The sequence below is a fragment of the Streptomyces sp. NPDC049577 genome, assembly GCF_040675635.1.
GTDB lineage: Bacteria > Actinomycetota > Actinomycetes > Streptomycetales > Streptomycetaceae > Streptomyces.
On the sequence record NZ_JBFAPH010000181.1, the window covers coordinates 1 to 13,445 of the forward strand.

Genomic DNA, 13,445 nt, shown 5'->3' on the forward strand with positions numbered 1-13,445 from the left:
GGCGAGACGCAGGGACCAGCGGCGGCCGGACTCCTGTGCCGCGCCGCGCAGCGCCGCGACCTCGGGCACATCGAGCGGCGCCCGGTCGCGCCAGACGAGGTCGACGCGCACCTCGTCGGCGACGAGCTTCTTGAGGCCGGCCGGGCTGTCGCAGGCGATGATCCTCCCGCGCTCCAGCACCGCGACCCGGTCCAGGACGGTCTCGGCCTCGATGACGTTGTGGGTGACCAGCAGCACGGTCGTGCCGCGCTCGGCGCGGCGCCGGTCGACGGCGGCCCACACGGCGCGGCGGGCGACGGGGTCCATGCCGGTGGTGGGCTCGTCGAGGACGAGCAGCGGCCGCTCGCCGACCAGGGCGGTGGCGAAGCAGGCGAGGCGGCGCTGGCCGCCGGAGAGCTTCTTCAGGGGACGGCCGGCGATCGGCCCGAGCCCCAGTTCGTCGAGGACGGCGTCCCGCTCGGCGCGGGCCGCGCGCAGGTCGAGGCCGCGCAGCCGGCCGGTGGTCTCGGCGGCGAGGGCCACGGTGAGCTCGTCGAGCGCGGTCGACTCCTGGCCGAGGTAGCCGACGAGCCGGGCGGCGCGCTCGGGGTGGCGCACGAGGTCGTGGCCGAGCAGCTCGACGCGGCCGGCGTCGGGCCGCAGCAGGCCGGTGAGCTGGCGCACGAGGGTGGTCTTGCCGGCGCCGTTGGGGCCGAGCAGGCCGAAGATCTCACCGCGCCGGACGTCGAGGTCGATGCCGTCGCTGGCGCGCACGGCGGCCGTGCCGGGTGTGCCGCGGCGGCCGCGGGCGGCGGGGTAGGTCTTGACGAGGCCGCGCACGGTGCATACGGCTGCCGCCGGGCCCGTGGGGGCGTGCTGCGCCTGATTCGCGACCGTTCTCACGAGCTATGAGGGTACGCGCCCCGGCCCGGCCGACTCGCCGCAGGGTCCCGGGGCCACGCTAGTCCGTGGTGGGGGCGCGCTCGGCCGCGGTGCGGTTGTCGATCTCGCGCCAGAAGCCGGCGCGGATCGCGTAGCGGTCGCGTTCGTCGATCTGGTCGTCCTTGTGGGCGAGGAGCCCGAAGCGGGCGGCGTACCGCAGGAGCTCGCCGTCGATGCGGTGCGGGATGCGCGGGTACTCGGTGGAGAGGTGCTGGAGGTGGAGGGGGTCGGTGACGCGCTCGGCCCAGCGGCGGGCGAAGACCTGGCCGACCTCGAAGGGGTCGCCGCCGACGGTGGTGATGTCCTCCTCGCGGTCGGCCCAGCGCTGCTCGGCGCTGGTGAGCTGGGCGAGGGTGGGCAGGGCGGCGGTCTCGGCGGGCTCGCCGGCGCCGCTGCCGGGGCCGCGCTCGACCCAGCCCTTGTCGGAGGACCAGCGCAGGGTCGCGTTGGATCCGGCGGCCGAGGGGGAGGTGGGCGTGGCCGGGGTGGCGGCGGGGCCGCGGCCGAGTCCGGCGAGGTCCTTGGGGGTGGGCACGCCCCGGTTGGCGGGCGTGTCGGCGGGGCGCTCGGTCTCGGGCAGGGCCGTGGCGGTGGCCGTGGCCGCGGCGGCCGGGCGGGAGCCGTTGCGCTCGGCGGGGCGGGGCTCGGCGGGGCGCGGGGCGGCCGTGCCGGCACTCGCGGCGGTCTCGGGCAGGGGGGCCTTGAGGATGGCGGCGATCTCGGGGCGGGGCTCGGGCGGCGGGGCGCAGACGTTGGTGAGCTCCTTGGCCCGGACCGAGCGGGTGATCCAGGCGCGGTCGAGGACGCGCCGCTCGTCGGCCTCGGCGACGAGATCCTCGGACTGGTTGTAGTCGCCGTCGGCGGCCTGGACGGCCCACAGGTGGACGGCGACGCCGTGCTCCTTGGCGGACATCAGGCCGGGCAGGAGGTCGCCGTCGCCGGTGACGAGCACGATGTCGGAGCAGGCGCGGTTGCGGGCGAGCTCGGTGAGCTCGGCGTGCATGGCGGCGTCGACGCCCTTCTGGGCCCAGCGCCCGTCACTGCGGGTCAGGGCGCCCAGCCGGACGGTGACGCGGGGCATGACGCGCAGCCGGCGGTGCTCGGGCTGGGGCACCCGGTCGGGGGCGCCGTCGAACCAGTAGATGCGCAGCAGTGGTCGCTGCGTCTCGTGCTCGGCGCGGTCGCGCAACCCCTGGATGAGGGCGGCGTGGTCGACGGTGATGCGGGTCCGGGCGGGTTCCCCGGCCAGCAGGCTCGCGGCGGCGCCCAGCAGATACCCGGCGTCCACCAGGACGACGCAGCGGTCCACGTTCCACCCTCTTTCCGTGAGTTCCCCAGCGCGGTCGCCCCGGCACAGGCGCGCCCCGGCCCTCTGGCTTTCCCAGGAGTCTGCCCGACCTCGCGGGGGTTATCAGGCCGAACTGGATCTTCGGCGTGGCGGATGCGGGCCGGTCCGCGACAAGTGGCCCCATCACCCACGGTAATTGCCCGAAATGCGGGCTTCGGCGGTGCGTGCGAGGGTGGGCGCCAGGGGGCGTCACCCCGATCTGGAGGCAGCAGCGCCATGGCGAAGAACAGGAAGCAGGACCGGAGCCAGCAGCGGACGAGCGCGGCGGAGCGCAGCTCACAGGCCAAGGGCTCGGCCACGGGGGCGACGCCCGAGCAGCGGGCGAGCCAGATCGCCCCGGGGGAATCGGCGCGTAAGAGCAAGCAGAAGCGATTCGGCCACAACTGACCGGCCACCGACCGGCGCTTGGATGCGCTTGAGGGGCGCCCCCGCGATGCGGGCGCGCCCCTCAGGGCCGTACTCAGCCGGCCAGGCAGGACGGGCCGAGCAGCTGCTTGAGGTCGCCGAAGAGCGCCGGGTCCGGGGTGACCCGGTGCCGGTCCAGGCGCAGCAGGGTGGTCTTCCGCGCCCCCTGGAGCTTGATCCGCACCTCGGTGGAGCCCCGGTGGTGGGTGAGCACCTGGCCGAGCCGCTCCACCAGCGGCGGGGTGACCTTGACCGTGGGGATGGTGATGACGACGGGGGCGTTGCTGCCCGCGTTGGACAGGTCCGGGACCATCAGCTCCATCGCGACCAGGCGGGGGATGTCCTCGCGCTTGTCGAGCCGGCCCTTGACGAAGACGACGGCGTCCTCGACGAGCTGGGTGGAGACCAGCTGGTAGGTGGCGGGGAAGAACATGCAGTCGATGGAGCCGGCCAGGTCCTCGACGGTGGCGATGGCCCAGGCGTTGCCCTGCTTGGTCATCTTGCGCTGGAGGCCGGAGATGATGCCGCCGATGGTCACGATCGCGCCGTCGGCGTGCTCCCCGCCGGTGAGCTGGGCGATCGCGGCGTCGGCCTTGTCGTTGAGGACGTGCTCGATGCCGAAGAGCGGGTGGTCGGAGACGTAGAGGCCGAGCATCTCGCGCTCCTGGGCGAGCAGATAGGACTTCTCCCACTCGACGTCGGAGAACTCCACGTCCAGCCCGAAGCCGGGACCCTCGTCGGCGCCCTCGTCGCCCATGCCGCCGAAGAGGTCGAACTGTCCCTCGGCCTCCTTGCGCTTGACCTGCACCACGTTGTCGATCATCGGTTCGTAGTGCGCGATGAGGCCCTTGCGGGTGTGCCCCATCTCGTCGAAGGCGCCGGCCTTGATCAGCGATTCGACCGTGCGCTTGTTGCAGACGACGGCCTCGACCTTGTCGAGGAAGTCGGGGAAGGAGGTGTACTTCCCCTTGGACTTGCGGCAGCGGATGATCGAGTCCACGACGTTCTGGCCGACGTTGCGGACGGCGGTCAGGCCGAAGAGGATCACGTCGTCGCCCTGGGCGGCGAAGTTCGCCTCGGACTCGTTGACGTTCGGCGGGAGCACCTTGATGCCCATGCGGCGGCACTCGTTGAGGTAGATCGCCGACTTGTCCTTGTCGTCGCGCACCGAGGTGAGCAGGGCCGACATGTACTCGGCGGGGTAGTTCGCCTTGAGGTAGGCGGTCCAGTACGAGACGAGGCCGTACGCGGCGGAGTGGGCCTTGTTGAAGGCGTAGCCGGCGAAGGGCACCAGCACGTCCCACAGGGCCTGGATGGCCTCGTCGGAGTAGCCGTTCTTCTGGGCGCCGGCCTGGAAGATGGTGAAGTTCTTCGCCAGCTCGTCGGGCTTCTTCTTGCCCATGACGCGGCGGAGGATGTCGGCCTCGCCGAGCGAGTACCCGGCGATGATCTGGGCGGCCTTCTGCACCTGCTCCTGGTAGACGATCAGGCCGTAGGTGACGTCCAGGACCTCCTTGAGGGGGGCCTCCAGCTCCGGGTGGATCGGGGTGATCTCCTGCTGGCCGTTCTTGCGCAGGGCGTAGTTGGTGTGCGAGTTCATGCCCATCGGGCCCGGCCGGTAGAGGGCGGACACGGCGGAGATGTCTTCGAAGTTGTCGGGCTTCATCAGCCGCAGCAGCGAGCGCATGGGGCCGCCGTCGAACTGGAAGACGCCGAGGGTGTCACCGCGCTGGAGCAGCTCGAAGGTCTTGGGGTCGTCGAGCGGCAGTTCCAGCAGGTCGATGTCGATCGCCTTGTTCGCCTTCACCATCTTGACGGCGTCGTCCATGATGGTGAGGTTGCGCAGGCCGAGGAAGTCCATCTTCAGCAGGCCGAGCGACTCGCAGCTCGGGTAGTCCCACTGTGTGATGGTCACGCCGTCGGAGTGCCGGACCCAGACGGGGACGTGGTCGGTGATCGTCTCGCTGGACATGATCACACCGGCCGCGTGCACGCCCATCTGGCGGACCAGGCCCTCGACGCCGCGCGCGGTGTCGATCACCTTCTTCACGTCCGGCTCGTTCTCGTACATCGCGCGGACCTCGCCGGCCTCGCTGTAGCGCGGGTGGGCGGGGTCGGTGATGCCGGAGAGCGGGATGCCCTTGCCGAGGACGTCGGCGGGCATGGCCTTGGTGATGCGGTCGCCCATGGCGTAGGGGTAGCCCAGGACCCGCGCGGAGTCCTTGATCGCGTTCTTGGCCTTGATGGTGCCGTAGGTGCCGATCATGGCGACCTTGTCGGCGCCGTACTTCTCGGTGACGTACCGGATCACCTCGGCGCGCCGGCGCTCGTCGAAGTCGATGTCGACATCGGGCATGGAGACGCGCTCGGGGTTGAGGAACCGCTCGAAGATCAGGCCGTGCGGGATGGGGTCGAGGTCGGTGATGCCCATCGCGTAGGCGACGATCGAACCGGCGGCGGAGCCACGGCCGGGGCCGACGGCGATGCCGTTCTTCTTCGCCCACATGATGAAGTCGGCGACGACGAGGAAGTAGCCCGGGAACCCCATCTGGATGATGACGTCCATCTCGTACTCCGCCTGCTTCTGGCGGTCCTCCGGGACGCCGCCGGGGAAGCGGCGGGCCATGCCGCGCCGGACCTCCTCCTGGAACCAGGTGACCTCGGTGTACCCCTCGGGCACGTCGAACTTCGGCATCAGGTCGCGCTTCTCGAACCAGCCGGTGGTGTCGATCTGCTCGGCGACCAGCAGGGTGTTGCGGCAGCCCTCCTGCCAGGCGTCGGAGGAGTCGACGGCGTACATCTCGTCCGTCGACTTCAGGTAGTAGCCGGAGCCGTCGAACTTGAAGCGGTCGGGGTCGGAGAGGTTCTTGCCGGTCTGGATGCAGAGCAGGGCGTCGTGCGCCTCGGCCTCGTGGGCGTAGGTGTAGTGGGAGTCGTTGGTGACGATCGGCGGGATGCCGAGCTTCTTGCCGATCTCCAGCAGGCCGTCGCGGACGCGGCGCTCGATCTCGATGCCGTGGTCCATCAGTTCCAGGAAGTAGCGGTCCTTGCCGAAGATGTCCTGGTACTCGCCGGCGGCCTTGAGCGCCTCGTCGTACTGGCCGAGGCGCAGCCGGGTCTGGAGCTCGCCGGAGGGGCAGCCGGTGGAGGCGATCAGGCCCTCCGACCACTGGGCGATGGTCTCCTTGTCCATCCGGGGCCACTTGGTCAGCCAGCCCTCGGCGTAGGCGTCGGAGGAGAGCCGGAAGAGGTTGTGCAGGCCCGTCCGGTTCGCCGCCCAGATCGTCTTGTGGGTGTAACCGCCGGAGCCGGAGACGTCGTCGCGCTTCTGGTGCGGCTGGCCCCACTGGATGCGCCGCTTGTTGCGCCGGGACTCGGGGGCGACGTACGCCTCGATGCCGATGATCGGGGTGACGCCGGCCTTCTTGGCCTGGTGGAAGAAGTCGTAGGCACCGTGCAGGTTGCCGTGGTCCGTCATGGCGATATGCGTCATGCCCATTTCATTGCAGGCATTGAACATGTCCTTCAGCCGCGCGGCGCCGTCCAGCAGCGAGTACTGGGTGTGGACGTGCAGGTGCGTGAAGGGCGGCTTGGACGAGTCGGCCACGGTGGAGGACCTCCGGCGGGCGGTGGACGGACGGGCTGGGATCGGTATCGAAGGTTACCGGCCCCCACCGACAGCCGTGGGCACGCGACGGTAGCCTCACGCGTTGATGACGGCAGCACATCTGTCCGTTCGATGACCCACCCAGGAAGGACCCCAGCGATGGCGCAAGAGCACGGCGCGGCAGAGCGGCGCGGCGAGGAGATCCTCGCCGTCTTCGACACCGCCTTCGGTGAGCTGCTCGCGGCCGACCCGGCCGCCTTCCGGGTCAAGTTCCGGAAGATGGCCGCCTCCGCCTTCGCCTTCTACCGGGGCACGGCCTGTCTCTTCTACGCCGACCTCGCCCGGGGCTGGGGCTCGGGCGACTACCTGGACGACCGGACGAGCCGGGTGTGGATCCACGGCGATCTGCACGCCGAGAACTTCGGCACCTACATGGACGCCAACGGCCGCCTGGTCTTCAACGTCAACGACTTCGACGAGGCCTACGTCGGCCCCTTCACCTGGGACCTGAAGCGCTTCGCCGCCTCCGTGGCGCTGCTCGGCCACGCCAAGGCGCTCAGCGACGAGAAGATCGGCGAGCTGGTGCGGACCTACGCCGCCGCCTACCGCGAGCGGATCCACGCCCTGGCCACCGGCGCCAAGAACGACGAGGTCCCGCCCTTCACGCTCGACACCGCCGACGGGCCCCTGCTGGGCGCCCTGCGCGAGGCCCGCGCGATGACCCGCTTCGGCCTGCTGGCCACGATGACGGAGATCCGCGAGGCCGACCGCCGCTTCGCCGGCGGCGACGGCACCATCGAGCTGGACGCCGCCACCCGCTACAAGATCCTCGCGGCCTTCGACGGCTATCTGGAGACCCTCCCCGACACCAGCCTGGCCCGCCCCGACTCCTACCGCGTCAAGGACGTCGTCGGCCGCCGGGGCGTCGGCATCGGCAGCGCCGGCCTGCCCTCGTACAACATCCTCCTGGAGGGCACCAGCGACGCCCTGGAGAACGACGTCGTCATCTACATGAAGCAGGCGCAGACCCCCGCGGTCTCCCGGCACATCACCGACCGTGCCGTGCGCGACTACTTCCACCACGAGGGCCACCGCACGGTGATCTCCCAGCGCGCGCTCCAGGCGCACGCGGACCCGTGGCTGGGCTGGACGGAGCTGGACGGCGCCGGGCAGCTGGTCGCCGAGATCTCCCCGTACGCGGTGGACCTCGACTGGTCGGACATCGACGACCCGGAGGAGATCGCCGCCGTCGTCGCCGACCTGGGCCGCGCCACCGCCACCATGCACGCCGCCGCCGACGACGAGAGCGGCCACTCGCTGGTGCCGTTCTCCACCGAGCGGGCCATCGACGCCGTGATCGCCGCCGACGAGGAGGGCTTCGCCGAGCTCCTGGTGGACTTCGCCCACCGCTACGGCGCCCGGGCCCGCGCCGATCACCAGATCTTCGTGGACCTCTTCCGCAACGGCCGGATCCCCGGCCTGTAGGGGTTCGCCCCACGGCATGACAGACTCGTTCTCATGGACATATCGGGAGGCCGCCTGCGCACGCTGCGCGCCGCGCTGTTCACGGCGCTGTGCGTGGCGCTGTCGGCGGCCTCCCATGTCGTGCTCTCCGGCAGGCCGCTGCCCCCGTCCGCGCTCGCCGCGGCCGGGGCGGGGGTCTTCGGCCTGGCCTACGCCCTGGCGGGCCGCGAGCGCGGCTACGGCGCCATCGCCGCCCTGCTCGTCCCGCTGGAGCTGGCCTCGGGCGCGCTCTTCACCGCCGGGCAGGACACCTGCTTCGGGCCGGACGGCCGCCCCGCGCCCGGCGCCCTCGCCCTGATCTGCGGCGGCAGCGGCGTGGGGCACTCCCTCACCCACTTCGCCGCCCCGGCGACGGTGCCGTGGCTGCTGCTCGCGGCGCACGTGACGGTGGGCCTGCTGGCCGCCGCCTGGCTGCGGCGCGGCGAGGCCGCGCTCGGCCGGCTGCTGTACGCGGCCGTGGCGGCCGCCTTCCGCCCGCTGCTGCGGGCCGCCGCCGCGCTCGCGGCCCCCGCGTGCCCCGGCGGCCCCGCCGCCCGGCCCGTACGCCGCGCCGGGGCGACGCCGTCCCGGCCGCTGCTTCTCCACTCCCTCCCGCGCCGGGGTCCCCCGGTCCGTCCGGCACTCGGCTGAGCAGTACCGACGGACCACCCCACACGAGCACGGAGAAGCACCGCATCATGAGCAAGCGCAACAACTGGGAGAACAAGCAGTCCGCCCGCGAGCGGCTGCGCGCCGAGCGCGAGGCGCAGGCGAAGAAGGCGAAGGCCCGCCGCCAGCTGCTCGTCGCCGCCGGCGTCGTCGGCGTGCTGGCCCTGGCCGGCGGCATCGGCTACGCCGCGACCCAGATGGGCGGCAAGAAGGGCACCAGCGCCGACTGGGACGCTGCCGCGAAGAAGACGCTGGTCAAGCCCGCCAACACCGCCGGCGAGAACGGCACCGAGGTCGTCGTCGGCAACAAGGACGCCAAGCACACCCTGGAGATCTACCAGGACATGCGCTGCCCGATCTGCTCGGTCTTCGAGCAGAACAACGGCGAGACGATCGAGAAGGACGTCAAGGCCGGCAAGTACAAGGTCTCGTACCACATCGGCACCTTCCTCGACCGCAACCCGCAGATCAGCGGCACCGGCTCGAAGAACGCCCTGAGCGCCCTGGGCGCGGCGCTCAACGTCGGCGTGGACGCCTTCCAGGCGTACAACAAGGCGCTGTACGCCAAGGACAACCACCCCGACGAGACCAAGGACGACTTCGCCAAGGACGACGTCCTGCTGAAGGTCGCCCAGCAGGTGCCGCAGCTGAAGGGCAACGCCGAGTTCGAGAAGAACGTCAAGGACGGCACCTTCGACAAGTGGGCGCTGGAGATGTCCGACACCTTCGACAAGGCCAAGGACGTCACCGGCACGCCGACCCTGAAGCTGGACGGCAAGAAGGTCACCGTGGACACCCCCAACGGCAAGGGCGCCCCGATGACCCCGCAGCAGTTCACCTCGGCGGTCGACGACCAGCTCAAGTAGGCCCCGGGGAGGGGGCGGGCGCCACGGCGTCCGCCCCCTTTTCGCGTCTTCCGCACCGTTGCGGAAACTTGACACGACTCCTGGCGCGCCCCGTGGCACACTCGCCGTGTGGAGGGGACGGTGGTTCGTTTCAGGGCAGCGCGGGCCGCGCTGTTCACCGCCGTGTGCGTCACGCTGTCGGCGGGCTCCCATGTCCTGCTGTCCCGGGCGGCGTTGCCGCTGCTGACCGTCCTCGCGCTGGCCGGCGGGTGTTTCGCGCTCGCCTACGCGCTGGCCGGCCGGGAGCGCGGCTTCCGTTCCATAGCCGCCCTGCTGGTGCCGCTGGAGCTGGCCGCCGACACCGTCTTCACCACCGGGCAGACCTCGTGTTACGGACGGGCGGGCGGGCCGGTCGCCGGTCCGCTGCACTCGATGGGCGTCGATCTGGTCTGCCGCGGCGGGGAGTTCGGCTCGCCGCTGGCCCGGATGGCCTTGGCCCAGGACGGCTCCGGGCTCGGTCAGCTCGCCGCCAGCTCGGCCGCGCCCTGGCTGCTGCTCGCCGCGCACGTCGCGGTGGGGCTGCTGGCCGCCTGCTGGCTGCGGCGCGGCGAGGTCGCCCTCGGCCGGCTGCTGCGCGCGGCCCTCGCGGTCGCCTTCCGCCCACTGCTGCTGGTCGCCGGCCTGCTCGGCGCGGCGACGGTCCCGGTCCGCCCGCCCGTGCGGCCGGCGCGGGACACGTTCCCGGCGCGCTCCCTTCCCCTGCTGGTCCACTCCGTCGTGCGGCGCGGTCCGCCGGCGTGCCCGGCCTTCGGCTGAGCACCACCGGTCCGTATCCCGTACCCGTCTTTCCCGGAGTGGACGTCATGAGCAACCGCAACAACCAGCAGAACAAGCAGGCCGCCCGTGAGCGGCTGCGTGCCGAGCGCGAGCGGCAGGCGAAGAAGGACAAGGCGCGCCGCCAACTGTTCGTCGGCGGCGCGATCGTGGCCGTGCTCGCGGCCGCCGCCGGCATCGGCGTGGCCGTCAGCAACGCGACCAACGGCAGCAAGAACAACAAGGTCAGCAGCGAGGACTGGGACGCCGCCGCGAAGAAGACCACGTTCAGCCGGCCCGCCCACACCACCGGCGACAAGGGCACGACCGTCGTCATCGGCGACGCGGGCGCCAAGAACACCCTCCAGGTCTTCGAGGACATGCGCTGCCCGGTCTGCTCGCAGTTCGAGCAGATGACGGGTGACACGGTCATCAAGGACATCAAGAGCGGCAAGTACAAGGCCCAGTACGTCATCGGCACCTTCCTCGACCGCAACCCGCAGATCAAGGGCTCGGGTTCGAAGAACGCGCTCAGCGCGCTGGGCGCCGCGCTCAACGTCAGTACGGACGCGTTCCTGGAGTACAAGAAGGCGCTCTTCGCCAAGGACAACCACCCGGAGGAGACGGACGACGCGTTCTCCGACGACGCCCGGCTCATCGACATCGCCCAGCAGGTGGGGGCGCTCAAGGGCAACGCGGAGTTCGAGAAGAACGTCAAGGACGGCACCTTCGACAAGTGGGCGCTGGCGCTGTCCGACGCCTTCGACAAGGAGGTCGGCCCCAAGAAGGACATCCAGGGCACTCCGGGCTTCAAGCTCAACGGCAAGGTGCTCGCGGACGCCAACGGCCGGCCGCCGATGGTCGCCCAGCAGTTCACCGCCGCCGTGGACGAGGGACTGAAGAAGTAGCGAACAGTCGGTGACCGGCTCGTCCGACGCCTTACTGCCCGGCCTTACCGGGCAGTAAGGTGAGCGCCCGTGACTGACCACCACGCGCACATATCGCGCCGCACCGCCGCCAAGGCCGTCGCCGCCACCACGACCGCCGCCCTGCTGCCCCTCGGGCTCGCCTCCGCCGCGTTCGCCGACTCCGACCCCAGACCCGCGTTCCTGCACGGCGTCGCCTCCGGCGACCCGCTGCCCGACGGCATCCTGCTGTGGACCCGGGTGACGCCCACCCCGGACGCCGTGCCCGGCTCCGGCCGGGGCCAGGCCGTCGAGGTCGGGTGGGAGGTGGCGGAGGACGAGGGCTTCACCCGCGTCGTCGCCCGGGGCACGGTCACCGCGACCGCCGCCTCCGACCACACCGTCAAGGCCGACGTGCGCGGACTGCGCCCGGCCACCGGCTACTTCTTCCGCTTCAGCGCCGGCGACGTCCGCTCCCCCGTCGCCCGCACCCGCACCGCCCCCGCGGCCGACGCCGCCGGGCCGGGCCTGCGCTTCGGCGTGGTCTCCTGCGCCAACTGGGAGTCGGGCTTCTTCTCCGCCTACCGCCACCTGGCCGGCCGCCGCGACCTCGACGCGGTGCTGCACCTCGGCGACTACATCTACGAGTACAAGTCCGGCGAATACCCCGCCGCCAAGTACGTCGTGCGCTCCCACGAGCCGGCGCACGAGATCATCACGCTGGCCGACTACCGCGTCCGGCACGGCCACTACAAGACCGACCCGGACCTCCAGGCGGTGCACCACGCGCACCCCACGGTCGCCATCTGGGACGACCACGAGTTCGCCAACGACGCCTGGTCGGGCGGGGCCGAGAACCACACGCCCGGCGCCGAGGGCGACTGGTCGGCCCGCATGGCCGCGGCCAAGCAGGCGTACTTCGAGTGGATGCCGGTCCGCCCGTCCATCGAGGGCACCACCTACCGCCGGCTGCGGTTCGGCCGCCTGGCCGATCTGCACCTGATGGACCTGCGGTCCTTCCGCTCGCAGCAGGCCAAGGTCGGCAGCGGCGCGGTCGACGCCCCCGACCGCACCATCACCGGGCGCGCCCAGCTCGACTGGGTCAAGGCGGGCCTGGCGTCCTCGGACACCACGTGGCGGCTCGTCGGCAACTCGGTGATGATCTCCCCGGTCGCCTTCGGCGCCCTGCCGGCGCACCTGCTGGAGCCCGTCGCCGAACTGCTGGGCCTGCCGGCGGGCGGTATCGCCATCAACACCGACCAGTGGGACGGCTACACGCACGACCGCCGCGAGCTGCTGGCCCACCTCACCGACCGCGGCATCCGCAACACGGTCTTCCTCACCGGCGACATCCACATGGCCTGGGCCAACGACGTCCCGGTGGACGCCGCGACATACCCCGCCTCGGGGTCGGCCGCCACGGAGTTCGTCGTGACGTCGGTGACGTCCGACAACCTCGACGACACGCTCCACGTCCCGGCCCACACGGTCTCCCTGGCCGCGGAGGCCGCCATCAAGGCGGCCAACCGCCACGTGAAGTGGCTGGACATGGACGGGCACGGGTACGGCGTGCTCGACATCACGCAGGAGCGGGCGCAGATGGACTACTACGTGCTGTCGGACAAGACGGACCCGAGCGCGAAGTCGGCCTGGGCGCGGTCGTACCGCACGCTGTCGGGCACGCAGCAGGTGGAACGGGTCTACGCGCCCGTGCGGTAACCAGCGCCGGCCGGAGCCGGTTGTGGCCAGTCGTTCCGCTGGGGCGATGGGGGCGCCCCCATGCCGTTCAGGCAATGGGGGAGGGTGGGCACAACCGGTCCACCGGCCCGCACCATCCCCACGGGGGCCCGGGGACGCCGGCCCCGGCCGGCTACCCGCGGCCGAGGTCGGCGAGGAACCCCAGCGCAACCCTCCACGCGGCCTCGGCCGCCTCCGCGTCGTAGTCCGCCAACTCCGGATCCGTGAAGATGTGCCCCGCCCCCGGATAGCGGAAGACCTCCACGTCCGCCCCCGCCCGAGCCATCCGCAGGTACCACGCGTTGAGCCAGTCGTGCGGCTCGAACGGATCCGGATCCGCCACATGCAGCTGCACCGGCAGCTCGTCCACCGACGCGTCGTCCGCCAGGTCGGACGTGCCGTGCAGCAACAGCAGGCCCCGTGCCTTCTCGTCGCCGAGCGCCAGGTTCTGCGCGATCGAGCCGCCCAGCGAGAAGCCCGCGTAGACCAGGCCCCGGTCCGACAGCGGCGCGACGGCCGTGATCGCGCGGCGCAGGAGCTCCTCCTGGCCGATCTCGTCCTTGATGGCCATGCCCTCCTCGACCGTCTCCGCCGTCCGGCCCTCGTAGAGGTCGGGGACGTGCACCTCGTGACCGGCCGCGCGGAGCCGGTCGCCGGCGGCGTGCACGGCCGGGCGCAGACCGTAGGCCGAA

11 protein-coding genes are annotated in these 13,445 nt (G+C 71.7%); 7 read left to right on the forward strand and 4 right to left on the reverse strand.

Features of this window, described 5'->3' with window-relative positions; translation table 11 throughout:
• Both AB0K09_RS20455 and AB0K09_RS20460 read right to left on the reverse strand, forming a co-directional pair.
• The coding region (locus tag AB0K09_RS20455; protein ID WP_366066801.1) for an ABC transporter ATP-binding protein at positions 1 to 882 on the reverse strand (882 nt) is incomplete at its 3' end.
• Positions 883 to 940: 58 nt separating this feature from the next.
• Positions 941 to 2,230, reverse strand: a complete 1,290-nt coding sequence (locus AB0K09_RS20460; RefSeq protein WP_366066802.1) for an NYN domain-containing protein — start codon at positions 2,228 to 2,230, stop codon at positions 941 to 943.
• Positions 2,231 to 2,485: 255 nt separating this feature from the next.
• On the opposite strand from AB0K09_RS20460, the gene AB0K09_RS20465 reads away from it, so the two are divergent.
• Complete coding sequence (locus AB0K09_RS20465) at positions 2,486 to 2,656, forward strand: hypothetical protein (RefSeq protein WP_366066803.1); 171 nt, start codon at positions 2,486 to 2,488, stop codon at positions 2,654 to 2,656.
• Between the two features lie 73 nt (positions 2,657 to 2,729).
• Here AB0K09_RS20465 and dnaE read toward each other — a convergent pair whose 3' ends face one another.
• Entirely contained in the window at positions 2,730 to 6,281 is a 3,552-nt protein-coding gene (dnaE, locus tag AB0K09_RS20470; RefSeq protein WP_366066804.1) for a DNA polymerase III subunit alpha, read from the reverse strand.
• 159 nt (positions 6,282 to 6,440) lie between these two features.
• On the opposite strand from dnaE, the gene AB0K09_RS20475 reads away from it, so the two are divergent.
• From AB0K09_RS20475 to AB0K09_RS20500, 6 genes are all read left to right on the forward strand, one after another.
• The gene (locus tag AB0K09_RS20475) at positions 6,441 to 7,766 is read left to right on the forward strand and encodes a DUF2252 domain-containing protein (RefSeq protein ID WP_366066805.1); all 1,326 of its coding nucleotides are present in this window, start codon (positions 6,441 to 6,443) and stop codon (positions 7,764 to 7,766) included.
• A 33-nt stretch (positions 7,767 to 7,799) separates the two neighbouring features.
• Positions 7,800 to 8,435 carry a hypothetical protein gene (locus tag AB0K09_RS20480; RefSeq protein WP_366066806.1) on the forward strand — a complete coding sequence of 212 codons (636 nt, stop codon included), beginning with the start codon at positions 7,800 to 7,802 and terminating at the stop codon, positions 8,433 to 8,435.
• A gap of 47 nt (positions 8,436 to 8,482) precedes the next feature.
• The gene (locus AB0K09_RS20485) at positions 8,483 to 9,319 is read left to right on the forward strand and encodes a thioredoxin domain-containing protein (RefSeq protein WP_366066807.1); all 837 of its coding nucleotides are present in this window, start codon (positions 8,483 to 8,485) and stop codon (positions 9,317 to 9,319) included.
• 120 nt (positions 9,320 to 9,439) lie between these two features.
• Positions 9,440 to 10,114, forward strand: a complete 675-nt coding sequence (locus AB0K09_RS20490; protein WP_366066808.1) for a hypothetical protein — start codon at positions 9,440 to 9,442, stop codon at positions 10,112 to 10,114.
• A gap of 47 nt (positions 10,115 to 10,161) precedes the next feature.
• A complete protein-coding gene (locus tag AB0K09_RS20495; RefSeq protein WP_366066809.1) occupies positions 10,162 to 11,019 on the forward strand; it encodes a thioredoxin domain-containing protein in 858 nt (285 codons plus the stop codon).
• A gap of 69 nt (positions 11,020 to 11,088) precedes the next feature.
• Positions 11,089 to 12,735: an alkaline phosphatase D family protein gene (locus AB0K09_RS20500; RefSeq protein ID WP_366066810.1), complete on the forward strand. Its 1,647-nt coding sequence runs from the start codon at positions 11,089 to 11,091 to the stop codon at positions 12,733 to 12,735.
• Between the two features lie 151 nt (positions 12,736 to 12,886).
• Here AB0K09_RS20500 and AB0K09_RS20505 read toward each other — a convergent pair.
• On the reverse strand, positions 12,887 to 13,445 hold a 559-nt coding region (locus AB0K09_RS20505), incomplete at its 5' end, for a dienelactone hydrolase family protein (RefSeq protein WP_366066811.1).